The following is a 25,528-nucleotide window of genomic DNA, read 5'->3' as shown; positions in this document are numbered from 1 at the left end:
GGGGTGCCACCGGCGGTGGGACTTCACGGCGCGCTCCGGGTACGTTCTCGACCGTGCCCGCACCCAAGAACTCCGTCCGGCGCTCCCTGCTGGTCGCCTCCGCCGCGCTGTCGTCGCTGTCCGTCGCCACGTCCGCCGCCCTCGCCGCTCCCACCCCCTCGTCGAGCCCGTCGACCACGCCCCCGGCCCACATGTCCACCGTCGGCGGGGTCCGGCTCGGACAGCCCGGCACGCAGGTCAACCTCGCCCCGGGCGTCCCGGTGCTGCCCAAGGGCCTCACCGCCCGTTCCTGGATCGTCGCCGACGCCGAGTCGGGGGACGTGCTCGCCACGCACAACGCGCACTGGCGACTGGCCCCGGCGAGCACGCTGAAGATGCTGTTCGCCGACACCGTGCTGCCCCGGTTTCCGAGAGGGACCCGGCACAAGGTGGTGCCGTCCGACCTCGCCGGAATGGGCGCCGGTTCCAGCGTGGTCGGCATAGCGGCGGGGCACACCTACACCGTCCACGACCTGTGGCTCGGGGTCTTCCTGCGCTCGGGCAACGACGCCGTCCACGTGCTGTCCTCGATGAACGGCGGTGTCGGACAGACCGTCAAGGACATGCAGGCGCACGCCGACGACCTGCAGGCGCTGGACACGCACGTGGTCTCCCCCGACGGCTACGACGAACCCGGGCAGGTGTCGTCGGCGTACGACCTGACCCTGTTCGCCCGTTCCGGGCTGCAGAAGAAGGACTTCCGCGACTACTGCTCCACCGTGCGGGCGCGATTCGGGTCCAGGGAGATCCAGAACACCAACCGGATGCTGAGCGGCGACACCGACGTGCCCGTCTACCGGGGCATCGCAGGTGTGAAGAACGGCAACACCACCCACGCGGGCGCCACCTTCACCGGTGTCGCCGAGCGCAACGGCAGGGTGCTGCTCGTCACGGTGATGAATCCGGGGAAGCACGAGCACAACGAGGTCTACAAGGAGACCGCCACGTTGTTCGACTGGGGCTTCCAGGCGGCCGGCAAGGTCAAGCCGGTGGGTGAACTGGTGCCGCCGAGGAGCGCCGTGGCGGACGCCACCGCACAGCCGGGTCCCAGTGCCGCCGGGCAGGCCTACGGTACCGGCGGGTCGGGCTCGGCGCCGGCGGCGCGCGCCACCGCCGGGTCCCGCTCCAGTGGCATGGGCATCGCCCTGGCCATCACGGGCGGGTTGCTGGTGCTGCTCGCGGCCGGGGCGTTCCTGGTCAACCGCCGGTGGCCGCTGCCGGATCTGAGGCGCCGTCGGACGCCTTCCTGAGCTCGGTTCCGTCGTCCTGCGTCGCCGTCCAGGAGGCGCAGAACAGAACGAGTTTCGCGGTGAAGTTGATCCACAGCAGCAGGGCCACGGGGACCCCGAACGCGCCGTACATGCTCTTCGCGGCGACCCCCTGGATGTAACCGCTGAGGAGCAGCTTCAGCAGTTCGAAGCCGATCGCGCCGAGCAGGGCGGCCACCAGCAGACGGCCGCGCGGCGGCTCCACCCCGGGCAGCAGGGTCAGCACGTAGAGCAGGACCAGGAAGTCGGCGAGCACGGCAACGGCGAACGCGGCGAGCTGCAACAGCGCGGTGCCCCAGCCGTGCTCGGCCAGGCCGAGCAGGCCCGCCACCCGACCGACCGCGGCCGAGGCGAGCGTGGACGCGGCGAACGTGACCAGCAGGGCGCCGCCGAAGCCGACGAGGACGCCGGCGTCCTTGGCCTTGGCGAGGAAGGGGTTCTCCTTGTGGTCCGGCAGTTCCCACACCGCGCGCAGGCAGTCCCGCACCTGGCCGACCCAGCCGATGCCCGCGAGCAGCAGCACGGCGCCCGCGATGACCCCGACGGTACCGGCGTTGTGCACCAGGGAGCCGATGTCCAGTTGCTGGGAGATGCCCGGGACCTGTTGGGCGATCTTGTCCTCGATGGTCTTCTGGGTGGCCGTGCTCAGTGTGGCGGCGGTGATCGCGGCGATCAGGGTGAGCAGCGGGAACAGGGCCACGAAGCTGATGAACGTCATGGCGGCGGCCAGCCGTGTCCATTTCACCCGGGCCAGCCGCTCGTAGGAGTACCACGCGTGCGTGGCCGTCAGCCAGGTGACGGCCGGCCCGATGCCGGGCAGTCTCTGCAGCCAGTCCATGATCCGTTCCTGCCCTTGTCGCGGAAGCCCAAGCGGGAGACCACCGTGCCGTTGTCCCGGGGCCCGCAGCATGGTGGCCGGGTAGCCGCCGTCCCGTGCGGCTGGGATGGTGCGACATCCCATTAATCACCCACTTCGGGTAGCACGGCGATGTTTCGCCACGGTCAGCCCGTGACCGGCGGATACGGTCACGACATGCCTGGAGCCACGTCGCCCGACCTGCCTGCCCTCGGTCTCCCCCGGTCACTGCTCGTCCTCGGCGGCACGTCCGAGATCGCGCTGGCCACCGCCCGCCGGCTGATCACCCGCCGCACCCGTACCGTGTGGCTGGCCGGCCGCCCCTCACCCGCTCTGGAGCAGGCCGCGGACGGCCTGCGTGCGCTCGGCGCGGAGGTGCGCACCGTCGACTTCGACGCCCTCGACCCCGAGTCCCACGAGACCGTCCTCGGCAAGGTCTTCGCCGAGGGCTGCGTCGACATGGTGCTGCTCGCCTTCGGCATCCTGGGCGACCAGGCCCACGACGAGCGTGACCCGGTGCGGGCCGTGCAGGTCGCCCGGACCAACTACACCGGGGCCGTCTCCGCGGGCCTGGTCAGCGCCCGTGCCCTGCAGTCCCAGGGCCGCGGCTCGCTGGTGGTCCTCTCCTCGGTGGCCGGCGAACGGGCCCGCCGCGTCGACTTCATCTACGGCTCGAGCAAGGCCGGCCTCGACGCCTTCGCCCAGGGCCTCGGCGACGCCCTGCACGGCACCGGCGTGCGCGTCATGGTCGTACGACCCGGATTCGTCAGGACGAGGATGACGTCCGGCCGGCCGGAGAGCCCGTTCGCCACCACCCCTGAGGCGGTCGCCGCGGCGATCGAGCTGGGCCTGCGCCGCCGCTCCGAGACGGTGTGGGTGCCCGGCGCGCTGCGCCTGGTCATGTCGGTCCTGCGGCACTTGCCGCGGTCGGTGTTCCGCAGGCTGCCCGTCTGACGGTCACCGAGTGGGACGGCCGGGGCGGGACTGCGGAAGCGACGACCCGCGCGGCTACCGGCTGGCGATCGTCCCGCGCCCGATGTCGACGTGGCCGGCCTGCGGCGGCACCACGGATCCCCCGAACGTGTACTCCCGCAACTTGCGCCACACCCCGTCGGCGCCCTGCTCGTACAGCGCGAACCCGTTGCACGGCCACTCGGCCTCGAAGGCCGCGAGTTCCTCAAAGGCCCGGTCCATGGCCGCTTCGTCGATGCCGTGGGCGACGGTGACGTGCGGGTGGTAGGGGAACTGCAGCTCGCGCGCGACCGGCCCGGAGGCATCTCGGACCCGCTGCTGCAGCCGGGCGCAGGCCTGCGCGCCCTGGACGACCCGCACGTAGACCACCGGTGACAGGGGCCGGAAGGTACCGGTTCCGGAGAGTCGCATCGGGAACGGCCGGCCGGCCGCTGCGACCTCGGTGAGGTGGGCCTCCACGGCCGGCAGGTCCACCTCGCTCACCTCGGTCGGCGGCAGCAGGGTGACATGTGTGGGGATACCGTGCGCCGCGGCGTCGCCGAAGCCTGCGCGCCGCTCCTGGAGCAGGCTGCCGTGCGGCTCCGGGACCGCGATCGACACGCCGATCGTTACGGTCCCCACGTCGTCTCCTGTCGTCGCACCTGTGGTGTGCCCGGTCGTCCGGGTATCGACTGTACGGCCATGCCGGTCCTGTGGGCAGGCGCAGCGGAAGTGATGTGCAGCGCTCTGCCTCACGGACGTGTGTGCGGTCGTACGCCTCAGTGCTTCGCGGGCAGGAAGCCCACCCGGTCGTACGCCTGCGCGAGCGTCTCGGCAGCGACCGCACGGGCCTTCTCCGCGCCCTTGGCCAGGATCGAGTCAAGCGTCTCGGGGTCGTCCAGGTACTGCTGGGTGCGCTCCCGGAACGGGGTCACGAACTCGACCATGATCTCGGCGAGGTCCGTCTTGAGCGCGCCGTAGCCCTTGCCCTCGTACTTCGCCTCCAGGTCGGCGATGCCCGCCCCGGTGAGCGTCGAGTAGATCGTCAGCAGGTTGCTCACACCCGGCTTGTTCTCGGCGTCGAAGCGGACCACGGTGTCCGTGTCGGTGACGGCGCTCCTGACCTTCTTGGCCGTCGCCTTCGGCTCGTCGAGGAGGTTGACGAGGCCCTTCGGCGTGGATGCCGACTTGCTCATCTTGACCGACGGGTCCTGCAGGTCGTAGATCTTCGCCGTCTCCTTGAGGATGTACGGCTTCGGGACGGTGAAGGTCTGGCCGAACCGACCGTTGAACCGGTCAGCGAGGTCCCGGGTCAGCTCGATGTGCTGACGCTGGTCCTCACCGACCGGCACCTCGTGGGCCTGGTACAGCAAGATGTCCGCGACCTGCAGGATCGGGTACGTGAACAGACCGACGGAGGCCCGGTCGGCGCCCTGCTTGGCGGACTTGTCCTTGAACTGGGTCATCCGGGAGGCCTCGCCGAATCCGGTGAGGCAGTTCATGACCCACGCGAGCTGGGCGTGTTCGGGAACATGGCTCTGCACGAAGAGCGTGCAGCGGTCGGGGTCGAGCCCGGCGGCCAGCAGCTGTGCGACGGCCAGCCGGGTGTTGGCCCGCAGTTCCGCGGGGTCCTGCGGGACCGTGATCGCGTGCAGGTCGACGACCATGTAGAACGCGTCGTGGGTCTCCTGTAGGGACACCCACTGGCGGACGGCGCCGAGGTAGTTGCCGAGGTGGAACGAGCCGGCGGTGGGCTGGATGCCGGAGAGCACGCGGGGTCGGTCAGTCGCCATGCTCACCATTGTCTCAGAGGGTGGAGGTGCGATTGGCCGCCGAGGCAGGCGGCTTCGACGGGTGCTCGGTGGCCCTGTGGCGGAGGGACGGAGCCCCGGGACCGGGCGTCCGGCCGCGGCCGTGTGCCCGGGCCGCACAGCGGGGCCGCGTGCTGCACGCGGCCCCTGCCGAAGCGGCTGCTCCCGCCGGGGGGCGTCCGTCAGCCGAGGTCGACTTCCGGGTACAGCGGGAAGCCCGCCACCAGGTCCGCCGCCCGCTGGGAGACTTCCTCCGCCGCCTTCGGGTCCAGGACGTGCGCGGCCTTGGAGGGGGCGCCCGACTTGGTGGTGCCCGGCTCGGTGGTGGTCAGCACGCGGTCGATGAGGCCGGCGACCTCGTCCATCTCGGCGGTACCGAGGCCGCGCGTGGTCAGGGCAGGGGTGCCGATCCGGATACCGGAGGTGTACCAGGCGCCGTTGGGGTCGGCCGGGATGGCGTTGCGATTGGTGACGATCCCCGACTCCAGGAGGGCGGCCTCGGCCTGGCGGCCGGTGAGGCCGTGGGAGGTGGCGACGTCAATCAGGTTGAGGTGGTTGTCCGTGCCACCGGTCACCAACGTGGTGCCGCGCCGCTTGAGGCCTTCGGCCAGGGCACGGGAGTTGTCGACGATGCGCTGGGCGTAGTCGCGGAAGGCGGGCTGCCGGGCCTCGGCGAGGGCGACCGCCTTGGCGGCCATGACGTGCGGGAGCGGACCGCCGAGAACCATGGGGCAGCCGCGGTCGACCTGGTCCTTGAGGGAGTCGTCGCACAGGACCATGCCGCCGCGCGGGCCGCGCAGCGACTTGTGGGTGGTGGTGGTGACGATCTGGGCGTGCGGGACCGGGTCGAAGTCTCCAGTGAGGACCTTGCCGGCCACGAGGCCGGCGAAGTGGGCCATGTCGACCATCAACGTCGCCCCGACCTCGTCGGCGATCTCGCGCATGACCCGGAAGTTCACCAGCCGGGGGTAGGCCGAGTAGCCGGCGACGATGATCAGCGGCTTGAACTCACGGGCCTGCGCGCGCAGGGCCTCGTAGTCGATGAGGCCGGTGGCCGGGTCGGTGCCGTAGGAGCGCTGGTCGAACATCTTGCCGGAGATGTTCGGGCGGAAACCGTGGGTGAGGTGACCGCCGGCGTCCAGGGACATGCCGAGCATGCGCTGGTTGCCGAAGGCCTGGCGCAGCTCCACCCAGTCGGCCTCGCTGAGGTCGTTGACCTGGCGGACGCCGGTCTTCTCCAGGAAGGGTGCCTCGACCCGGTCGGCCAGCACGGCCCAGAAGGCGACGAGGTTGGCGTCGATGCCGGAGTGCGGCTGAACGTAGGCGTGCCGGGCACCGAAGAGTTCACGGGCGTGCTCGGCGGCCAGGGCCTCCACGGTGTCGACGTTGCGGCAACCGGCGTAGAAACGGCGGCCGACGGTGCCCTCGGCGTACTTGTCGCTGAACCAGTTGCCCATCGCCAGGAGGGTGGCCGGGGAGGCGTAGTTCTCGGAGGCGATCAGCTTGAGCATCTCGCGCTGGTCGGCGATCTCCTGGCCGATGGCGTCCGCGACGCGCGGCTCGACGGCGCGGACGACGTCGAGGGCGGCGCGGAAGGCGGTGGACTCGGTGGAGAGGTGCTGCTCTGGCACGGGGACCTCCGGACGGTGTGCGTTCAGCGTTCACGTTCGGCCCAGGCGCACGGCACTGATTTTGGCGCTCGGGCCGCTCCCCGATGGTCCGTCCCATCCCAGCGCGCCAGTCACGGCCCGCTGGCCAGCCTACCGGGCGCGCCGGGCACGGCAGGTCCCGCGTCCACCATGCGAGCGACGGTAGGAAGGGGGGATCGTCGTGTCCCCGTTCCCCGTGGTGTCCAGGAGAGGCCGTGACCGCTGCCGAGGATCTGATCGCCGCCGCCGGCGCGCACTGTGCGCCCACCTACCGTCCGCTGCCGGTCGTGGTGGCCACGGCCGAGGGCGCATGGATGACGGATGTGGAGGGACGCCGGTACCTGGACTGGCTGGCGGGCTACTCGGCGCTCAACTTCGGACACCGCAACCGGCGGCTGATCGATGCGGCGAAGGCACAGCTGGAACGGGTCACACTGACCTCCCGCGCCTTCCACCACGACCGGTTCGCAGCGTTCTGCACCCAGCTGGCCGAGCTGTGCGGCATGGAGATGGTGCTGCCGATGAACACCGGCGTGGAGGCCGTGGAGAGCGCGCTGAAGACGGCTCGGAAGTGGGGGTACCGGGTGAAGGGGGTGCCCGCGGAGATGGCGAAGATCGTGGTCGCGGGCGGCAACTTCCACGGGCGTACGACGACTGTGATCAGCTTCTCGACGGATGCGCAGGCCCGCGCGGACTTCGGGCCGTACACGCCGGGGTTCGAGATCGTGCCCTACGGAGACCTGACGGCGATGCGGTCGGCGCTCACCGAGAACACGGTGGCGGTGCTTCTGGAGCCGATCCAGGGCGAGTCCGGGGTGATCGTGCCACCGGCCGGTTATCTGCCGGGGGTGCGGGAGCTGACGCGCGAGCGGAACGTCCTCTTCGTCGCCGACGAGATCCAGTCGGGCCTGGGCCGGACCGGAAAGACCTTCGCGTGCGAGCACGAGGGGGTGGTGCCGGACGTGTACGTGCTGGGCAAGGCGCTCGGCGGCGGGATCGTCCCGGTGTCGGCAGTGGTGTCGAGCGAGGCGGTGCTCGGGGTGTTCCGGCCGGGCGACCACGGGTCGACGTTCGGCGGGAATCCGCTGGCCTGTGCGGTGGCGCTGGAGGTGATCGCGATGCTGCGGACCGGTGAGTACCAGGCGCGGGCGGCGGAGCTGGGCGCCCGTCTGCACCGCGCACTGCGAACGCTGCTCGACGGGGGTGCAGTGACGGCGGTGCGCGGGCGCGGGCTGTGGGCGGGAGTGGACATCGCGCCGGGACTGGGTACCGGACGAGAGGTGTCGGAGCGGCTGGTGGAGCGCGGGGTACTGGTGAAGGACACCCACGGGTCCACCATCCGGATCGCGCCACCGCTGGTGATCGGCGAGGAGGACCTGGACTGGGGGCTGGAGCAGCTCACAGCGGTGTTGGGCGGCTGAGGCGGGACCCGGCGACCCGGTACACCGAAACGGGGTCACGAGCGCCGGTGTGCACACCTGCCGGGCACCTCCGTCCGCACGGTTCTGGTGCGAGGTGCTCGCCGGGAGACCCCGGACGAGCACCTGCGCGCACTGCTCGCGGCCCGCCGAGTGGTCAGACCACTGCGAACCCGCCGGCCTTGACGCCCGTCACGAACGACGAGAACGCCTCGGCGGGAAGGTCCAGAACCGGACCGCTCGGATTCTTCGAGTCCCGGACGGGGACCACGCCGCACGGGGCGACGAGGTTGGTGGCGACCTCGATGCACTGGCCGCCGTTGCTGCTGTACGAGGACGTGAACCAACGCGGGTCTTCGGTCGTCACGGGGCGCCCTTTCGTAACTGACTGATCATGGCCACAGAGTCCGTCTGCGAGCGGGCTTCAGCCTGCAGTTGATGGTAGGCCGTCAACATGGGCTGAACGAGGCGCGTTTCGCGCTCCAGTCGTCCTTGTAGCGCAGACTCGGCGTACGCAACATGGCTCCGGTCAGCGAGAGTCAACAGCGTGACGGGCAGATCGAATGCCCGCCGTTCACCGAGGTCGTACGGAGCCACCTGAAGGACAGTGGAGGGTAGTTCGGCGAACGCGGCGAGCCGGTCCAGTTGCGCCGCTATGACCTTGGCACCGCCTACTGGTCGCCGTATGCAGCTCTCGTCCAGAACCGCGTAGACCATGGGGGCAGGCGTGCGTTCAAGGGACGCCTGGCGCGCTGCAAGCAGAGACAACCTTTCCTCCGCCTGCTGCTCCGTAATGGCTCCTCGCCGGACAGCGCCCGTGGTGATGGCCGCCGCGTACTCGGGAGTCTGGAGCAACCCCGGAACGATTCCCAGCTCAAAGAGGCGGATCTCGGTCGCACGGACCTCCTGCGCAACATAGTCCGGGAACCCCTCCAACAGCGCTGTGTGCCGTACAGCGCGCCCTTGGCGTTCGAACAGATCGCCGGTACCGAAGGCCTTGTCAGCACTATGCGAAAAACGGGGAGTTGGAGTCCGACGGCCAGTTTCCACGGCGGAGATGTGCGTCCCGGAGTAACCCATCCGCTCTGCCAGGTCGTCTTGAGTCCAGCCCCGCTCCTCCCGCAACATGCGCAGACGCTGACCGAACGCCGCGCCTGGTGAGTGCTCGGGGTCCAACTCTTTCCGATTCAACAGCCACCACCCAACTTTCCGTGCAAACACCGCAAGTTGAAGACAACCAGGACCCTACGCCACGCTGAATCCTCCGAGTAGTGGACCAACTACGGAGAGGAGTGGCCGTGTCTGGCAAGAACGACCCCGCCGAACGGCAGAACCCCCCACACGTTCCGGCCCCTGGCACGCTCATGGTGGACGTACACGATCGGGTCGGGGAGTTCCGCGGCGAGGCGTACGGATTCTGGTATCTGCGTCCGGTCACGGGCGGTATCGAGTGGTCCGTTCACCCCGCGGACGTGCGGCCGGCGAGTCCCGCGCAGCGTCTCCGGGCCGAGAACGCCCGCGCCAACGCGCGGAGCCGGGGTGAGTTGCTGTGAGCACTCCCGCCCGTGGCACGTTCCGTTTCGTGAACTGGACGCTGCGCCCCGACCGTGACGACGACGCCCCACCAGTGACGTACGCGTTCCGGTGTCTCACCCTCACCGGGAACGACACCGAGTGCGAGGCGAGATCGGAGCCGAGCACGGACCCGACCGAACCGCAGACATGGGCGTTCGGCCACCTGCGCGAGCATCCCGAGCACACCAGCTATGCCGAGGTGATCGAACGCCCGTGGGTGATGTGGCGGGAGGGCCCGGCGTGAACGGCGAACCGGCGCCGGCCGGCTACCGGACCGGGACAGCCCCGTCAACCGCCACCTGAGCCGATAGCCCACCGAGTCGGCGGGCTAGAGTCACTTCGTGCTGTTCGGAATGGTGTGCGCCCTCGGCGCAGCGGTCTGCTTCGGAACCGCGACGGTGTTGCAGGCGGTGGCCGCACGGACGGCGGTGGCCGAGGAGAGCGGGGGCGGGGACGCGGCGCTATTGCTCCGGGCGCTGCGGCAGTGGCGTTACCTCGCCGGGCTGGCGTTGGACGGGCTCGGCTTCCTGTTGCAGATCGCGGCGCTGCGGTCCGTGCCGATCTATGCGGTGGGCGCAGCGCTGGCGGCGAGCCTGGCGGTGACGGCCGTGGTGGCGGCACGGCTGCTGCGGGTGCGGCTGAGCCCCACGGAGTGGGGTGCCGTGGGCGTGGTGTGCGCGGGTCTGGCCATGCTGGGCCTGGCCTCGGGCGCGGAAGGCGACCGCAGCGGGCCGGACCGGCTGGGGTACGCGATGGTGGTGGCGGCGGTGGGCGTGCTGCTGATCGGTGGTCTCGCCGGGCGCCTTTCCGGGCGGACCCGTGCGCTGCTGCTGGGGCTCGGCGCGGGTTTCGGTTTCGGGGTGGTGGAGGTCTCGGTACGGCTGATCAACTCGCTGCGTCCGGCCGGACTGCTGACCAATCCCGCGACGTACGCCCTGCTGCTCGGCGGCGGGGCCGCGTTCCTGCTGCTCACCTCGGCCCTGCAACGCGGCTCGGTGACGACGGCGACGGCCGGGCTGGTGATCGGCGAGACGATCGGCCCGGCGTGGGTCGGGGTGGTGTGGCTCGGCGACCGGACGCGGGAGGGACTGGCCTGGCTGGCGGTGCTGGGCTTCGTGGTCGCGGTGGCAGGGGCGATGCTGCTGGCGAGGTTCGGGGAGGCACCGGCAACGGAGGGATGACCTGTCGGACGCCCCACGCCCGACGCCCGGTGCCGTCTCGGCGCCACCCTCGACGCGGTTCCACCGCGGCGGCACCCTGCGACGACGGCGAGCCACCCGGGATGGCCGGCCGTGTGTGCCGAGACGGCACAGCCGTCGCGGCCTACCGCGGCAACACCCGGCACAGCGCTTCCAACGCCCCCGCCCACGCGCTGTCCGAGGGCCTTGCGTACCCCACGACCAAGGCGTCCCGTGGCTCGGCGACGGCCCGCGGATGCCGGTACCAGGACAGGCCGTGCAGCGCCAGCCCTTGCCGGCCGGCCGCCTCGATGACCGGTTGTTCGGTGCCGGGCGGCAATCGCAGCACCACGTGCAGTCCGGCCGCGATTCCCGTCACCCGGACTTCACGGCCGCGGTCGGCCACGGCCTCGGCAACGGCGTCACGACGACGCCGGTAGCGCAGCCGGGCCGAGCGCACGTGGCGGTCGTAGGCGCCGGAGTCGATGAACTCGGCCAGGGTGAGCTGCTCCAGTACACCGACCGTGTCGACGGTGCCCTTGGCCGAGGCCACCTCCTGCACCAGCGCCGGTGGCAACACCATCCAGCCGAGCCGCAGTCCGGGGGCGAGGGACTTGCTGGCAGTGCCCAGGTAGACGACCCGGTCGGGGTCGAGCCCCTGCAGTGCGCCGACCGGCTGGCGGTCGTAGCGGAACTCGCCGTCGTAGTCGTCCTCCAGGACCAGCCCGCCGGTGCGCCGCGCCCAGTCGACGACGGCGGCCCGCTGGTCGGAGCGCAGTGGCACGCCCATGGGGAACTGGTGAGCCGGGGTGAGCAGAACCGCCCCGTGCCCGCCCAGCTCCCGGGTGTTCGTGCCGAGCTCGTCGTACGGCAGCGCGGGGGTCGACAGGCCCGAGTCCTGCAGCAGCCGCCGGTACGCGTCGACCCCGTACGACTCGACCGCCACGGTCCGCGCCCCGCGCGCCCGCAGCACCGTGCCGAGGAGGCGCAGCGCATGCGCGAACCCCGCGGTGATCAGCACGGCTTCCGGATCCGCGCGGACCCCCCGGGAGCGGGCGAGGTAGCCGGCGAGAGCGGTGCGCAGTTCGGTACGGCCGCGCGGGTCCCCGTAGCCGAGGGCGTGGGAGGGGACGACGGACAGCGCACGGCGGGCGGCCTTGAGCCACTCGGCGCGCGGGAAGGCGGAGAGGTCGGGAGCGCCGGGAATGAGGCTGTGGGCGGGGTGGTCGAGGCGCCGGCGACGCAGTGGCGTGTCACTGCCCGAGGGCGGGACCACCACACGCTCCGCCACCCGCGTGCCCGAGCCCTGCCGGGCGGTGAGCCACCCCTCCGCCACCAGGTCGGTGTAGGCCTCGGCGACGGTGTTGCGGGCGATGCCGAGGTCGGCGGCGAGGGAACGGGAGGAGGGCAGCCGGGTACCGGGAGCCAGGCGCCCCGAGCGGACGGCGTCCCGCAGGGCGTCGGTCAGCCCCCGGCGCAGCCCGGCCGAGCCGACCGGTTCGAGGTGCAGGTCGATGCCCAGATTGGCCCAGGGTTTCACCACGAAATTGGACCATAACGCTGGACTACCTCGCCCCTAGGGTCAAGGGCATGAGCACGACCCACGACGCACACGACGACGCCCGGCTCGCGCCCGAGCGCACCCCTCGCATGCACTGGGCCCAGCAGGCCCCAGAGGTGTACGAGGCCATGGTCCGACTGAACACGGCCGCCGGTCGGGGACTCGACCCCACCCTGGTGGAGCTGGTCCGACTGCGCGCCTCCGCACTCAACCGCTGTGCGCTGTGCCTGGACATGCACACCAAGGACGCGCTGGCGTCCGGGGAGAGCGTCCAGCGCATCGTGCAGCTCAGTGCGTGGGAGGAGTCGGAACACTTCTACACCGAGAGGGAACTGGCGGCGATCGCGCTGACCGAGGCGATCACGGTCCTCACGGACGGTTTCGTACCGGACGAGGTGTACGAGAGGGCCGCCAAGCACTTCGAGGAGGCCGAACTCGCCCAGCTGATCGCCACCATCACGGTGATCAACGCGTGGAACCGGTTCGGCGTGGCCACCCGCGCGGTACCGGGGCACTACCAGCCGGGACAGCACAAGTGAGCCGTACGCAGCTGCTGGACAGGGAGGTCGGCCAGGCGATGACCGCGCTCAGCGCGGCGGCGAAGAGGGGGTTCGGCGACCCCGTTCTCGCTGAGCTGGTCATGATCCGTGCCTCGCAGCTCAACCACTGTGCCTTCTGCCTCGACATGCACCTGCGGGTGGCCCGGGCGAACGGCGAGTCGGAGGACCGCCTCCAGCTCCTTGACGCCTGGGAGGAGACCGGGGGTCTCTACAGCGAGCGGGAGCGGGCGGCGCTCAGGCTGACCGAGTCGGTCACCCTCCTCACCGACGGCTTCGTACCGGACGCGGTGTACGACACTGCGGCCCGGCACTTCGGCGGGAGGGAACTGGCCCATCTCATCGGGCTGATCACCGTTATCAACAGCTGGAACCGGCTGATGGTCAGCCGCCGTGTCCCGCCGGGAGGCAACCAGCCATGAGCACGGTGGAGGAGTTCCGCGCCCTGCATCTGCGGCGCGCCGAGGACGATCCGCTGATCCTGCCCGGGCCCTGGGACGCGGCCAGTGCGCGGGTGTTCGCGGAGGCCGGTTTCCCGGCGCTGGCCACGCCGAGCGCGGGCGTGGCCGCCTCGCTCGGGTACGCGGACGGGGCCACTGGGGCGGACCTGATGTTCGCGGCGGTGGCCCGGATCGCGCGGGCGGTGGACGTACCGGTGTCGGCGGACGTCGAGGACGGATACGGGTTGGCGCCGGAGGAGCTGGTGGAGCGGCTGCTGGGGGCGGGCGCCGTGGGCTGCAACCTTGAGGACTCGCAGCCCGGGGGGATCCTCAAGGACCAGCACGAGCACGCGGAGTACCTCGCCGAGGTCTGCTCGGTCGCCGCCGGCCGGCTGTTCGTCAACGCCCGTGTCGACACCTTCGTCCATGGCGACGGCGATCCCGAACGGGCGGTCGAACGCGCCACGTTGTACACGGCGGCGGGTGCGGACTGCGTCTACCCGATCCTCGCCCCGCCGGACGTGCTGCCGCTGCTGCGGGCCGGGGTCGAGGGCCCGCTGAACGCCCTGGCCCTGCTGGACGACGGGGGCCCCTCGCCCACCGCACTCGGCCGGCTCGGGGCCACCCGGGTCACGTTCGGGCCGGGGTTGCAGCGGCGGGCGGTCGCTGCCCTGCGGGAGATCACCGCCGGCCTCGGGAGCTGACCAGGCGCCGTGCCGGCTGACCGGCTGGCAACGCTACGGCCCCCACCCGCCGAGGGCGGGTGGGGGCCGTAGCGTCAGGCTGCTGCGTCGGCCGATTACTTCGGCAGCCAGGCCTTCCAGACGTCCGGGTTGGCCTTGACCCACTTCTCGGCGGCCTTGTCAGAGCTCATCTTCTGGTCCGCGATCATCGCGGCGACCTCGTTCTGCTGGGCGTTGGTCCAGTTGAAGTTCTTCAGGAACTGGGCCGCCTTCGGGTTGTTCTTGGCGAAGCCGGCGCCCAGGTACTTCTGCAGCGGGGTCTGGGCGTATCCGCAGGCGACCTTCTTCGGGTCGGAGTCGCAGCCCTTCTTGTACTCGGGCAGCTTCACCTCGACCAGGTCGAGCTGGGAGTTGAGCCACTGCGGCGTCCACCAGTAGCTGATGAACGGCTTCTTGGACTTGTAGCTCTCCTTGATCTGGGTGATCTGTGCGGCCTCGGAGCCGGCGTAGACCGTCTTGAGGTTCAGCTTCAGGTTCTTGATGAGCGCGTCGTCGTTGGTGGTGTACGACGGCGAGCCCTCCAGCAGCTGGCCCTTGCTGCCGCTCTCGGCGGTCTTGAAGAGGGACGCGTACTTGTTGAGGTTCTTGTAGTCGGTGATGTCCGGGTGCTCGTCGGCCAGGTACTTGGGGATGTACCAGCCGATGTGACCGGTGACGCCCAGGCCACCGCCCGAGATGATCGACTTCTTGTCGTCGACGTAGAGCTTGACCTTCTTCGGCGCGCCGCCCCAGTCCTCCAGGATGACGTTGGCCTTGCCGCTGTTGAGGGCGTCGAAGGCGACCGACTCGTCGAGCTGGGTCAGCTTGACCTTCGTGTGGAGTTCGTTCTCCAGGATGTACTTGGCGACGGCCGCGTTGGCCTCGGCACCGACCCAGGACGGCACGGCGATGGTGACCGCCTCCGAGCCGCCGGACGAGCCGGACGAGGAGGAGGTCTTGGCGGCGCTGCACGCGCTCAGACCGGTGACGCCGAGGACGACGGTGGCGGCGGTGGCGGCACGCAGGAGGTGCTTTCTGTTCATCATGGGAAGGGTGTCTCTCGTTTCAAACAGGCAGGTGGGTCCTGCGGCGCCGGCAGCGGAGGTGATCCGGCCGGATGGGGGCGGATTCGGGCTGCCGAGCGCGGTGGGCGGGAGTCGGGGACGGGGACGGGGGTTGGGGACAAGGACGGGACGGGGGGCGGGGTGGTCGGCTCAGTGCCTGCCGTTCCCCTTGTTCGGGCGCTGTGTGGTGCGGTCCAGCACCAGCCCCAGCAGCACGATGGCGACACCGGCGGTCAGGCCGACGCCGAGTTGGCTCTTCTGCAGGCCGTAGACGACGTCGTAACCGAGCGCGCCGGAGCCGACGAAACCGCCGACGATCACCATGGCGAGCACCAGCACCACGCCCTGGTTCAGCGCGAGCATCAGCGCGGGCCGGGCCAGTGGCACCTGCACCTGGCGGATCTGCTGGAAGGTGCTCGCGCCCATGGAGCGGGCCGCCTCCAGCGTGGCCGGGTCGACCTGGCGCAGGCCCTGCATGGTGATCCGCACGACGGCGGGCAGCGCGTACAGCACGGCCGCGGCGACCGCGGGAGCGCGGCCCACGTTGAACAGGGCCACCACCGGGATCAGGTAGATGAACTGCGGCAGGGTCTGCAGGGTGTCCAGCACCGGACGCAGGATGCGTTCCAGCAAGGGCACACGGGCCCCGGCCACGCCGATGATGAAGCCGAGCACGAGGGTGACGGCGACACCGGCGATCGCCTGGGACAGGGTGTCCAGGGCGTGGCCCCACACCCCGATCACGCCGACGCCGGCCATTGCCAGGGCGGCCGTGCACATCGCGCCCCAGCCGCCCGCGAGCAGGGCGAGGGCCGCGACCAGCAGGACCAGCAGCCACCACGGTGTGCCGGTCAGGACGCTCCGGATCGGGTCGAGCACCCAGATGGTGAAGTTGCCGGCCCAGGTGCGGGTTCCGCCCAGGACGGGCACCCCCTCGGCCAGGTGGCCGGTGAACCAGTCCACACCGCTCTGGACGGGCGAGGCGATATCCACGTTCCAGGCCTCGGGCCAGTCGGCGACCAGCAGCTGCCAGCCGACCGCGCCCAGCACGGTGCCCGAGCCGACCGCCAGGAGCCAGGCGCGCCAGCCGTGCAGCCAGGAGGAGCCGGACGGGGCGGCGCCCTCGCCCAATCGCTCGCCCGCGGCAGCGGTGACCCGGTCCAGCCAGACGGCCAGCAGCACGATCGGGATACCCGCGGCGAGCGCGCCGCCCACGTCGAGGATGGACAGTGCGTGGAACACTTCCTCGCCGAGGCCGCCGGCGCCGATCACCGAGGCGATGGTGACCATCGACAGGGCCATCATGATCGTCTGGTTCAGGCCGAGCAGGATCTCCTTGCGGGCCAGCGGCAGCCGCGCGGTCAGCAGCCGCTGCACCGGACTGGTGCCCAGCGACTCGGCGGCCTCCATGACACCCTGGTCGGCGCCGCGCAGGCCGAGCGCGGTGAGGCGGGCCATCGGCGGGGCGGCGTAGATGATGGTCGCGATCAGCGCGGACGGCACACCGACGTCGAACAGCAGCACCAGCGGCAGCAGGTAGGCGAACGCCGGCATGATCTGCATGGTGTCCAGCACGGGTCGCAGCACGCGCTCGAAGCGGTCCGACAGACCGGCACCCAGCCCGAGCGCCCCGCCGATGACGGCGGAGACCGCGACCGCGACTGCCATCAGCGCGAGGGTCTCCATCGTGGCTTGCCACATGCCGAGCAGACCGCACACCGTGAAGGCGGCGAACGTGATGCCGGCGAGCTTCAGCCCGCGCCGGTCGCGCAGGCCTCCGATCCGCCAGGAGAGCAGCACGGCGGCCGCGATCACCGGCGACCAGCCCAGGCTCTCCAACAGGTCGGTCACCCAGCTCACCGAGCCGTCGGCCCAGTTGCTCAGGTGCAGCAGGCCGTAGAGGAAGACCGGGTTGGTGTCCCGGTTGCGCACGATCCAGGTGTACGTGTCGTCCAGCGGCGTCTTGACGTCGACGCTCAGCGCGGACGGCCAGGCTCCGCTGCCCCACAGCAACGCGGCCAGCGGGACGAGCACGACCGCGGCGACGGCCAACGGCCACAGCCGGCGCACCACGGGGTGGCGCAGCCATGCGCGGGGCGCGGCGGAGACCTTCTCCTCGGCCGGTTCGGCCGGGGTCGGCGGCGAGGCAGGGGTGACGACGGCGCTCATGCGGTCCACCCCCGGGTATGGCCGATCGGTGCTGTTGTCGTGGCGATCCGCATCAGGCGGCCACCTCCTCGCGGTCGATTCCGGCGACGACCCGCAGCAGCGCGGCGTGGTCCACCTGGCCCAGGCAGTGGCCGTCCTGCACCACGCAGACGGCCCGGCCGGTGCGGGCGACGGTCTCGATGGCCTTGACGACCACCGTGTCGGGGGTGAGGGCGCCGGGGTGCTCCGGGCCGCCGCAGTCCCCGGCGTGCATCGCGGTGCGTACCGTCATGACCTGCTCGCGCGGCACGTCCCGGACGAAGTCACGGACGTAGTCGTCAGCGGGGGCGCCGACGATCTCCTCAGGAGTGCCGAGCTGCACGACCTGGCCGTCCCGCATCAGCGCGATGCGGTCGCCGACGCGCAGTGCCTCGCTGAGGTCGTGGGTGATGAAGACCATGGTGCGGCCCTCTTCGCTGTGCAGGCGGATGACCTCCTCCTGCATGTCGCGGCGGATCAGCGGGTCGAGGGCGCTGAACGGCTCGTCGAAGAGCAGCACCTCGGGGTCGGAAGCGAGCGCGCGGGCCAGCCCGACGCGCTGCTGCTGGCCGCCGGAGAGCTGGCCGGGGCGGCGCTGCTCCAGGCCCTCCAGGCCGACCTTGGCGACCATCTGCGCGGCCCGCTCGCGCCGCTCCGCCTTGGGCATGCCCTGGATCTCCAGGCCGTAGGCGACATTGTCCAGGACGGAGCGGTGGGGCAGCAGGCCGAAGTGCTGGAACACCATGGCGGCCCGGTGGCGGCGCAACTCGCGCAGCCGGTTCTTGTCCATGGCGAGGACGTCCTCGCCGTCGATCTCCAGCGTGCCGGAGGTCGGCTCGATGAGCCGGGTCAGGCAACGCACCAGGGTGGACTTGCCGGAGCCGGACAGGCCCATGACGACGAAGACCTCGCCCTTGCGCACGTCGAAGGAGACGTCCCGGACGGCCGCGGTGCAGCCAGTACGGGCGCGCAGCTCGGACTGGGAGAGCCCGGAGTACTCCGGGTTGCCGGGAACACCGTCGGCTTTGGGGCCGAAGACCTTCCACAGGTTGCGCACGCCGAAGACGGGGGGCGCCTCGGTCGCTTCCGCGGGACCGCTCTCCTTGTCGAGAGTGGGCTTCTTTGGGGTAGGTATGCCGCTCATCAGGCCTGGTTCCCTTCGCTGGTGCCGGCCAGCAGTTCGGCTGCCTTCTCGCCGACCATCAGTACGCCGATCATGGGGTTCACCGCGGGCAGGGTCGGGAAGACGGACGCGTCGACGACGCGGATGCCCTCCAGCCCATGGATTCGCAACTCGGCGTCGACGACGGCGAGTTCGTCGTCGGCAGGGCCGATCTTGCAGGTGCCCGCCGGGTGGTAGACAGTGTGGTGCGCCTTGCGCAGCAGTTCGCTGAGCTGTTCGTCGTCGGTGACGTCGGGGCCGGGGAAGACTTCCCGCTCCAGCCAGCCGGCGAACGGCTCGGTCTTGGCGATCTGCCGGGCCACCCGGACTCCGTCGACGAGGGTCTGCGCGTCGTAGCCGTCCTCGTCAGTGAAGTAGCGGAAGTCGAGGGCGGGCTTGACGTCGGGGTCCGCGGAAGTGAGGTAGATCCGCCCGCGAGCACGCGACTTGGGGATGTTCGGCGTCATCGACACGCCGTGCTCGGGACGTTCGTAGCCCAGCCGCTCGGGGTTGTCGGTGAAGGGGACCTGGTAGAAGTGGAACATCAGGTCAGGGAGGTCCTGGGTGGCGTCCCGGCGCACGAACAGCGCGGCGTCGGAGTCCATCGCCGAGTTCTCCGGCAGCGGCCGGCTGGTCTCCCAGACGATCACCGACTCCGGGTGGTCCTGCAGGTTCTCGCCGACACCCGGCAGGTCGTGCACGACCGGGATGCCCAGCTCTTCGAGGTCCTTCTTCGGGCCGATGCCGGACAGCAGCAGCAGGCGCGGGGAATCGACGGCGCCGGCACTGACCACGACCTCGCGACGGGCGGTGATCAGCTGCTCCGTGCCGTCCTTGGTGCGTACCCGCACTCCGGTGGCGCGCTTGCCGTCCAGCTCCAGCTTGTAGGCCCAGGTCTCCAGCAGCAGCGTCAGGTTGGGCCGGTCGCCGGCCTCCATGTGGGGGTGGAGGTAGGCGACGGAGGCGGAGGAACGCTTGTTGTTCTCCGGGTGGTAGGCGAGGTCGAGGAAACCGACGCCCTCGTGGAAGGGCTTTGCGTTGAAGCCGGTCACCTCGGGAACGCCGGTGGCCGCCTTGGCCGCCTCGATCCAGTCCTTGGCGATGGCGTTCTGGTCCTTGTCGGCGACCCGGACGATGTTGTTGCGCAGCCGGGCGTAGTAGGCCTCCATCTGCACGGCACCCCAGCCGGTGGCTCCGGCCGCCTCCCACTCGTCCCAGTCGGCCGGGAGCGGCTTGAAGGAGATCAGGGTGTTGTGCGAGGAACAGCCGCCGAGGACCTTGGCGCGGCTGTGCAGGATGTGGGAGTTGCCCTGGGGCTGCTCGACACTCGTGTACTCGTAGTCGAGGTCGCCACCGAGCAGTCCCTTCCAGCGGCGCAGGGTGAGGACGTCGTCGCGGTCGATGTCGCTGGGGCCGCCCTCGATGACGGCGACGGTGACGTCCGCGTTCTCGGTGAGGCGGGAGGCTATGACGGAACCGGCCGTGCCGCCACCGATGACGACGTAGTCGTAGACGTGGGGGGTCTCGGACATGGGGGTACTACTCCAGGTCGGGGGGGAAGGGGGGTTCGGTGGGCTCAACCGGCGAACCAGCGCACCGGCTTGGGGGCGAGGTTCTGGTAGACGTGCTTGGTCTCCCGGTACTCGGCGAGCCCTGCAGGCCCCAGCTCGCGGCCGGTGCCGCTCTTGCCGAAGCCGCCCCACTCCGCCTGCGGCAGATAAGGGTGGAAGTCGTTGATCCAGACGGTGCCGTGGCGCAGGCGGGCCGCGACGCGCCGGGCTCGGCCCGGGTCTGCGGTCCAGACGGCGCCGGCGAGGCCGTACTCGGTGTCGTTGGCGAGGAGGACGGCCTCCTCCTCGGTGCGGAAGGTCTCGACGGTGAGGACCGGGCCGAAGACCTCCTCACGCACCACCTTCATGTCCCGGTGGCAGCCGTCGAGGACGGTCGGCTCGTAGAAGTAGCCGGTCTCGGGCCGCGCCGGTGACGGTTCCGGCCGCTTGCCGCCGCAGCGCAGCACCGCGCCCTCGGCGAGCGCGGAGGCGACGTAGGCCTCGGTCTTGTCGCGCTGCTGCGCGGAGACGAGCGGGCCGCACTCCACGCCGTCCTCGGTGCCCCGGCCGAGCCTGATCTTCTGTGCGCGGCGGGCGAGTTCGGCGACGAAGCGGTCACGGACCGTCTCCTCGACGATCAGCCGGCCACCGGCCGAGCAGACCTGGCCACTGTGGATGAAGGCGGCGTTGAGGGCCTGGTCGACGGCGGTGTCGAAGCCCTCCTCGGTGGCGCAGGCGTCGGCGAAGACCACGTTGGGGTTCTTGCCGCCGAGTTCGAGGGCCACCTTCTTCACGGTGGGGGCGGCGGCCTGGGCGACCTTGGTGCCGCTGACCAGTCCGCCGGTGAAGGAAACCAGGTCCACGTCCGGGTGCTCGGCGAGCCGGGCGCCGACGCTGTGACCGGGTCCGGTGACGATGTTGGCGACACCGTCCGGCAGGCCGGCCTCGGCGAGCAGCTCGATCAGCGCGACGGTGGTCAGCGGGGTGATCTCGCTGGGCTTGATCACGAAGGTGTTGCCGGCCGCGAGCGCGGGGGCGATCTTCCAGCTGGCCTGCAGGAGCGGGTAGTTCCAGGGGGTGATCAGCGCGCAGACGCCGACCGGCTCGTGCACCACCACGCTGTGGACGTCAGGGGAACCCGCGTCGACCACCCGGCCCGGGGCCTCGGCGGCGACCAGGTCGGCGAAGTACCGGAAGGCATCGGCGACGCAGTCGATGTCGATCCGACCCTCCTCGGCAGTCTTGCCCGCGTCCCGGCTCTCCAGCAGGCCGAGCTCCTCGCGGTCACGTACCAGCAGGTCGGCGACGCGGCGCAGCAGAGCAGCACGTTCGGCGACCGGGGTGCCGGGCCAGGGGCCGTGGTCGAACGCCTGCCGAGCGGCGACCACCGCACGCTCCGCGTCCTTCTCGTCCCCCTCAGCAACCACGGCGAACGGCCGGGCGTCCGCGGGGTCGAGGATCTCGCGCGTGGCACCGGAGACCGCCTCCAGCCACTCACCCCCCACGTGAATGGTCGCCTGGACCTTTCGTTCCTTTGTGTCCGCCATGATCGATATTGCCTTCCGTTCCTGTTTTGCACCCCTGAGTCACACACGTGACCCACTCGGGGACCGTGACCGCCTGCCCGGACTCACCGATCGCATGCGTAATTGGTGGCCGAAAGTGCGCCGCGTCACTAAAAGCAAGGAAGAAAAGCAAACAAAACGGACGAATACGTGAGGTGTGAACGCTCCGTGCCGGCCGCTGGGCACACAGAAACCGGTCCACAACTGTCACGGAAGGTCACGACCACCGGCGGAATCGGGCCATCGCGCCCCCATCAGGTCGCGCACGCAGGCGCGCAGCCAGGCGTGAGCCGGGTCGGCGTCGTGGCGCGGATGCCAGGCCAGCCCGACCCTGAGCGGGGGGAGTCGTAGGGGGACGTCGAAGGCGACCAGACCGAGGGCCGCGGCCAGCGGAAGGCTCCAGGAGCCGACCAGCCCGATCAAGTCACTGTCGCGCAGCACGAACAACGAGGCCGGATAGGTGCCGACGCTGCCCACCACCCGGCGCTGCAGGCCCGACTCGGCCAGGGCCTCGTCGATCGGCCCGTGCAGTCTGCCGCGCCGCGAGACGATCAGGTGCCCGGCGGCCGTCGCGAACCTCTCCGGCGTGACCTCACCCTCCAGCAGCGGGTGGCCGGCCCGTACGACGCCGCACATACGGTCCTCGCCGACGGTCTCCACATGCACCTCGGGCGAGGTGGTGTCGATCACCCCGACCTCCAGATCGGCGGTGCCCTGGCGCAGGAACGGAGCGTCCACATGGCTCTCGGACAGAAAGCGCAGGCGGATGCCGGGCGCCTCGCGGGCGGCGCGGGCGAAGAGGGCCGCACCATGGGCGGCGGCGATCGCATCGTGGCCGAGCAGCGTGAAGGTGCGGCTCACCGTGCGCAGGTCGGAACCCCGGCCCGGCGCGAACAGGGCCCGCGCCCGCTCCACCACCGCGCTCACCTCGGCGCGCACGGCCAGTGCGTGCGGGGTCGGCACCATCCGACGGCCGGCGCGCACCAGGACGGGATCACCGAGCGCCTTGCGGATCCGGCCGAGGGTACGGCTCATCGCGGGCTCGGACAGGTGCAACCGGCGGGCGGCGCCCTGCACGCTCTGTTCCTCCAGCAGCACGTCCAGCGCGACCAACAGATTGAGGTCCAGGCTGGTGGATTGCGTCATGTGCATTCATCCCTTGCAAAGACTGCACTGGAGTGCAGGTCATGGCGAGCCTACGGTGAGAGCACATCCCACCCCAACCGCCAAGCTCCCGGGAGGAGCCGTGCCCGCGCACGCTCTCAAACGCCCCGTCCTGCTCACGCTGTGCGCCTGCGTCCTGGTCGCCCAGAGCATGGTCGCCGCCATCAACCTACTGATCCCACAACTGAGTTCGTCCGCCCTGCACCCCTCGCACACCGAGATCCTGTGGACGGTCGACGCCTACGTCATCGTCTTCGCGGGGCTCCTCGTCCCGGCCGGCGCGCTAGGCGACCGGTACGGCCGCAAGGGCGCCCTGCTGGTCGGATTGGGCCTGTTCGCCGCCGGTGCCGCCGCCAGCGCACTCGCCCCCGTTCCCGCCGTACTGATCACGGGCCGGGGCCTGTCCGGCGCCGGAGCCGCCCTGATCACCCCGGCGACCCTGTCGATCCTGATGCAGTTGTCCGCACCCGGGCACCGAGCCCGCTCGATGGCCGCCTGGACCCTGGCGATCGGTCTGGGTGGCGCGGCGGGCAACCTGGGTGGCGGACTGGCCGGCCAGTTCCTCACCTGGCGCGCACTGTTCGCGGTGATGGTCCCGCTCGCCGCCGTCCTCGCCGTCGCCGTCGCGGTCACCACCCCGCGTACGGCGCGCTCGGCGCGGAGCAACCCCGACCCGCTCGGCGCCCTGCTGCTCACCGCGGGTCTGGCCGCGGGCCTGTTCGGCATCATCGAGGGTCCGGTCTACGGCTGGACGTCCGCGCGCATCCTCGGCGCCTTCGCCGCCGGTGCCCTGCTGATCAGCGGCTTCGTCCGGCACGCCCTGCGCGCGGCGGCCCCGTTGTTCGACCCCCGGGTCTTCGCCTCCGCGCGGCTGCGGGCGGCCTCCCTCGGCACGGCCACCGGTTTCTTCGGCCTGTTCTCCCTCTTCTTCCTCAACTCGCAATACCTGCAGGACATCAAGGGTTTCGGCGCGGCCGTCACCGGTGTGGCGATCCTGCCGCTGCCCGTCGGGATGGCGGTCGCGCAGAAGCTGGCCGCCCGCTGGGCGGACCGTCCCCGCGCAATCGTCGGCACCGGTCTGAGCCTGATCGGCCTCGGCCTGCTGGGCGCGTCCGGCATCGACGCGAGCACCCCCTACTGGGCGTACGCCGGCTGGCTGCTGCTGATCTCGGCCGGCACCGGGCTGTCCATGCCGGCCCTGACCCTCGGTGTGGTCACCTCGCTCCCCGCCCACCAGACGGGCCTCGGATCCGGCCTGGGCACCACCGCCAGGGAGACCGGCGCCGCACTGGGCGTCGCGGTCACCGGCACCGTCCTGTCCTCGCACGCCGACCTCGCCCATGGCATGGGCCCGGCCCTGCGCACCGTCGCCCTGGTGGTACTGGCCGCGACGGTCCTGGTGGTGACGGGGTACGGGGCCGGCTCCGGATCATCACGCACGGTCGCTGCGGGCCGGGAACGCGACCTGACCCCCTCCAGCCGCCCCTGACCGACGCGGGGCGGCACGAACGAGCGCGGGCCCGGTTGCCGGAGAAAACCGGAACCGGGCCCGCGCCGGATACGACGGGGAGGCCAGCTCAGATGAGGCCCAGGGCGCGGACCGCCTCGCGCTCGTCCGCCAGCTCCTTGACGGAGGCGTCGATGCGGGCGCGGGAGAACTCGTTGATCTCCAGGCCCTGGACGATCTCGTACGCGCCGTCCTTGCAGGTGACCGGGAAAGAGGAGATCAGGCCCTCCGGAACGCCGTAGGAACCGTCTGACGGAATACCCATGGAGGTCCAGTCGCCCTGGGCGGTGCCGTTGACCCAGGTGTGGACGTGGTCGATGGCGGCGTTGGCGGCGGAGGCGGCCGACGAGGCGCCACGCGCCTCGATGATGGCCGCACCACGCTTGGCGACAGTCGGGATGAAGTCCTCGGCCAGCCACTTCTCGTCGTTGACGGTCTCGGCGGCGTTCTTGCCGGCGACGGTGGCGTGGAAGATGTCCGGGTACTGGGTGGCGGAGTGGTTGCCCCAGATGGTCAGGCGCGTGATGTCGGCGACCGGGGTGCCCGTCTTCTTCGCGAGCTGGGTCAGCGCGCGGTTGTGGTCCAGACGGGTCATCGCGGTGAAGCGCTCGGCCGGGACGTCCGGCGCAGCGGCCTGCGCGATGAGCGCGTTGGTGTTGGCCGGGTTGCCGACCACGAGCACCTTGATGTCGTCCGCGGCGTGGTCGTTGATGGCCTTGCCCTGCGGCTTGAAGATGCCGCCGTTGGCCTCCAGCAGGTCGCCGCGCTCCATGCCCTTGGTGCGCGGACGGGCGCCTACGAGGAGGGCCACGTTGGCGCCGTCGAAGGCGACGTTCGGGTCGTCCGAGATGTCGATGCCCTGCAGCAGCGGGAAGGCGCAGTCGTCCAGCTCCATGGCCGTGCCCTCGGCGGCCTTGAGTGCCGGGGTGATCTCCAGCAGGCGCAGCTTGACCGGCACGTCCGCGCCGAGCAGCTGGCCGGAGGCGATGCGGAAGAGCAGGGCGTAACCGATCTGGCCGGCCGCGCCGGTGACGGTGACGTTCACGGGAGTGCGGGTCATGGCGTTCTCCGTATGACAGCTGGCGGTGGGGCGTCCCTGCCCCGGGCGGATGATCGATCTCTTGGCGTCAAGAGAGATCCAGCGGTCAGGCTATCGCGCATCCGGCATGCGAGACGTCCCGGGCCCTGTGGCTCACCCCACAGGGGTCAACGCAGGGCACCGGGGGGAGCAGGTCGCCCAGCCTGGTCGTCACCGCACACCCTGTCCGCCCGTCATGTCCCCTCCCCGTCCGCGGGTCGTCCCC

General features: G+C 70.9%; 24 protein-coding genes and 1 riboswitch. Of the genes, 10 read left to right on the top strand and 14 right to left on the bottom strand.

All coding sequences use genetic code 11. The features are described from left to right. Positions 1-53 precede the first annotated feature (53 nt). On the top strand, positions 54-1,289 hold the full coding sequence (locus LK06_RS20510) for a D-alanyl-D-alanine carboxypeptidase family protein (RefSeq protein ID WP_039652878.1): 1,236 nt from the start codon (positions 54-56) through the stop codon (positions 1,287-1,289). On the opposite strand, the gene LK06_RS20505 is transcribed toward LK06_RS20510, so the two are convergent. Beyond that, complete coding sequence (locus tag LK06_RS20505; RefSeq protein ID WP_039652877.1) at positions 1,237-2,145, bottom strand: YihY/virulence factor BrkB family protein; 909 nt, start codon at positions 2,143-2,145, stop codon at positions 1,237-1,239. The two genes, LK06_RS20510 and LK06_RS20505, sit on opposite strands and share 53 nt — an antisense overlap. Before the next feature lie 195 nt (positions 2,146-2,340). Here LK06_RS20505 and dprE2 point away from each other — a divergent pair, with 195 nt between their 5' ends. Further along, entirely contained in the window at positions 2,341-3,117 is a 777-nt protein-coding gene (gene dprE2 / locus LK06_RS20500; RefSeq protein ID WP_039653195.1) for a decaprenylphospho-beta-D-erythro-pentofuranosid-2-ulose 2-reductase, read from the top strand. A 54-nt stretch (positions 3,118-3,171) separates the two neighbouring features. Here the strand turns inward: dprE2 and LK06_RS20495 are convergent, their stop codons facing one another. The 3 genes from LK06_RS20495 to LK06_RS20485 form a co-directional block, all read right to left on the bottom strand. Beyond that, positions 3,172-3,756 (bottom strand): 2'-5' RNA ligase family protein, encoded by a 585-nt coding sequence (locus tag LK06_RS20495; RefSeq protein ID WP_039652875.1) that lies wholly within the window; start codon positions 3,754-3,756, stop codon positions 3,172-3,174. Between the two features lie 137 nt (positions 3,757-3,893). Then, positions 3,894-4,907, bottom strand: a complete 1,014-nt coding sequence (gene trpS, locus LK06_RS20490) for a tryptophan--tRNA ligase (RefSeq protein ID WP_039652873.1) — start codon at positions 4,905-4,907, stop codon at positions 3,894-3,896. A gap of 200 nt (positions 4,908-5,107) precedes the next feature. Beyond that, positions 5,108-6,556: a glycine hydroxymethyltransferase gene (locus LK06_RS20485; protein WP_039652871.1), complete on the bottom strand. Its 1,449-nt coding sequence runs from the start codon at positions 6,554-6,556 to the stop codon at positions 5,108-5,110. 32 nt (positions 6,557-6,588) lie between these two features. Beyond that, positions 6,589-6,680, bottom strand: a riboswitch (ZMP/ZTP riboswitch). A gap of 109 nt (positions 6,681-6,789) precedes the next feature. Here LK06_RS20485 and rocD point away from each other — a divergent pair. Continuing rightward, positions 6,790-7,995 (top strand): ornithine--oxo-acid transaminase, encoded by a 1,206-nt coding sequence (rocD, locus tag LK06_RS20480; protein ID WP_039652869.1) that lies wholly within the window; start codon positions 6,790-6,792, stop codon positions 7,993-7,995. A gap of 154 nt (positions 7,996-8,149) precedes the next feature. On the opposite strand, the gene LK06_RS20475 is transcribed toward rocD, so the two are convergent. Next, entirely contained in the window at positions 8,150-8,359 is a 210-nt protein-coding gene (locus LK06_RS20475) for a DUF397 domain-containing protein (RefSeq protein ID WP_043406149.1), read from the bottom strand. Then, positions 8,356-9,186 carry a helix-turn-helix domain-containing protein gene (locus tag LK06_RS20470; RefSeq protein ID WP_043433849.1) on the bottom strand — a complete coding sequence of 277 codons (831 nt, stop codon included), beginning with the start codon at positions 9,184-9,186 and terminating at the stop codon, positions 8,356-8,358. Before LK06_RS20470 ends, LK06_RS20475 begins: the two co-directional genes overlap by 4 nt. Positions 9,187-9,290: 104 nt before the next feature. Here LK06_RS20470 and LK06_RS20465 point away from each other — a divergent pair, with 104 nt between their 5' ends. The 3 genes from LK06_RS20465 (at position 9,291) to LK06_RS20455 (ending at position 10,748) form a co-directional block, all read left to right on the top strand. Next, a complete protein-coding gene (locus tag LK06_RS20465; RefSeq protein WP_039652864.1) occupies positions 9,291-9,545 on the top strand; it encodes a vWA domain-containing protein in 255 nt (84 codons plus the stop codon). Further along, on the top strand, positions 9,542-9,811 hold the full coding sequence (locus tag LK06_RS20460) for a DUF7848 domain-containing protein (protein ID WP_039652862.1): 270 nt from the start codon (positions 9,542-9,544) through the stop codon (positions 9,809-9,811). Before LK06_RS20465 ends, LK06_RS20460 begins: the two co-directional genes overlap by 4 nt. Before the next feature lie 109 nt (positions 9,812-9,920). Next, a complete protein-coding gene (locus LK06_RS20455) occupies positions 9,921-10,748 on the top strand; it encodes a DMT family protein (RefSeq protein WP_039653194.1) in 828 nt (275 codons plus the stop codon). 142 nt (positions 10,749-10,890) lie between these two features. On the opposite strand, the gene pdxR is transcribed toward LK06_RS20455, so the two are convergent. Further along, complete coding sequence (gene pdxR / locus LK06_RS20450) at positions 10,891-12,288, bottom strand: MocR-like pyridoxine biosynthesis transcription factor PdxR (RefSeq protein WP_039652860.1); 1,398 nt, start codon at positions 12,286-12,288, stop codon at positions 10,891-10,893. A gap of 47 nt (positions 12,289-12,335) precedes the next feature. On the opposite strand from pdxR, the gene LK06_RS20445 reads away from it, so the two are divergent. Genes LK06_RS20445 through LK06_RS20435 form a run of 3 tightly spaced genes read left to right on the top strand, consistent with a single transcriptional unit; the run spans position 12,336 to position 14,007 of the window. Beyond that, entirely contained in the window at positions 12,336-12,845 is a 510-nt protein-coding gene (locus LK06_RS20445) for a carboxymuconolactone decarboxylase family protein (protein WP_039652858.1), read from the top strand. Further along, the gene (locus LK06_RS20440; RefSeq protein WP_039652856.1) at positions 12,842-13,285 is read left to right on the top strand and encodes a carboxymuconolactone decarboxylase family protein; all 444 of its coding nucleotides are present in this window, start codon (positions 12,842-12,844) and stop codon (positions 13,283-13,285) included. Before LK06_RS20445 ends, LK06_RS20440 begins: the two co-directional genes overlap by 4 nt. Next, complete coding sequence (locus LK06_RS20435; RefSeq protein WP_039652854.1) at positions 13,282-14,007, top strand: isocitrate lyase/PEP mutase family protein; 726 nt, start codon at positions 13,282-13,284, stop codon at positions 14,005-14,007. Before LK06_RS20440 ends, LK06_RS20435 begins: the two co-directional genes overlap by 4 nt. Before the next feature lie 95 nt (positions 14,008-14,102). On the opposite strand, the gene LK06_RS20430 is transcribed toward LK06_RS20435, so the two are convergent. The 6 genes from LK06_RS20430 to LK06_RS20405 all read right to left on the bottom strand — a co-directional run bounded on the left by LK06_RS20430 (position 14,103) and on the right by LK06_RS20405 (position 22,705). Beyond that, positions 14,103-15,068: an ABC transporter substrate-binding protein gene (locus LK06_RS20430; protein WP_039653193.1), complete on the bottom strand. Its 966-nt coding sequence runs from the start codon at positions 15,066-15,068 to the stop codon at positions 14,103-14,105. Positions 15,069-15,239: 171 nt separating this feature from the next. Beyond that, entirely contained in the window at positions 15,240-17,258 is a 2,019-nt protein-coding gene (locus tag LK06_RS20425) for an ABC transporter permease subunit (protein ID WP_043406325.1), read from the bottom strand. Between the two features lie 52 nt (positions 17,259-17,310). Then, positions 17,311-18,420, bottom strand: a complete 1,110-nt coding sequence (locus tag LK06_RS20420) for a quaternary amine ABC transporter ATP-binding protein (protein ID WP_052269926.1) — start codon at positions 18,418-18,420, stop codon at positions 17,311-17,313. Further along, positions 18,420-19,970: a GMC family oxidoreductase gene (locus tag LK06_RS20415; RefSeq protein WP_039652853.1), complete on the bottom strand. Its 1,551-nt coding sequence runs from the start codon at positions 19,968-19,970 to the stop codon at positions 18,420-18,422. The genes LK06_RS20420 and LK06_RS20415 overlap by 1 nt, the downstream gene beginning before the upstream one ends. Before the next feature lie 44 nt (positions 19,971-20,014). Next, entirely contained in the window at positions 20,015-21,535 is a 1,521-nt protein-coding gene (locus tag LK06_RS20410) for an aldehyde dehydrogenase family protein (RefSeq protein WP_039652851.1), read from the bottom strand. Between the two features lie 225 nt (positions 21,536-21,760). After that, positions 21,761-22,705, bottom strand: a complete 945-nt coding sequence (locus tag LK06_RS20405) for a LysR family transcriptional regulator (RefSeq protein WP_039652849.1) — start codon at positions 22,703-22,705, stop codon at positions 21,761-21,763. A 94-nt stretch (positions 22,706-22,799) separates the two neighbouring features. Between LK06_RS20405 and LK06_RS20400 the strand changes: the two genes are divergently transcribed. Next, positions 22,800-24,206: an MFS transporter gene (locus LK06_RS20400; RefSeq protein ID WP_039652847.1), complete on the top strand. Its 1,407-nt coding sequence runs from the start codon at positions 22,800-22,802 to the stop codon at positions 24,204-24,206. Between the two features lie 88 nt (positions 24,207-24,294). Here LK06_RS20400 and LK06_RS20395 read toward each other — a convergent pair whose 3' ends face one another. Further along, on the bottom strand, positions 24,295-25,284 hold the full coding sequence (locus LK06_RS20395; protein ID WP_039652846.1) for a malate dehydrogenase: 990 nt from the start codon (positions 25,282-25,284) through the stop codon (positions 24,295-24,297). Between the last annotated feature and the right edge of the window lie 244 nt (positions 25,285-25,528).

Origin of the sequence: Streptomyces pluripotens, from assembly GCF_000802245.2 — a bacterium.
In the GTDB taxonomy this organism is placed as follows: Bacteria; Actinomycetota; Actinomycetes; order Streptomycetales; family Streptomycetaceae; genus Streptomyces; species Streptomyces pluripotens.
Note: the sequence above shows the minus strand (reverse complement) of the source record. Positions and strands in the feature narration are given on the sequence as shown.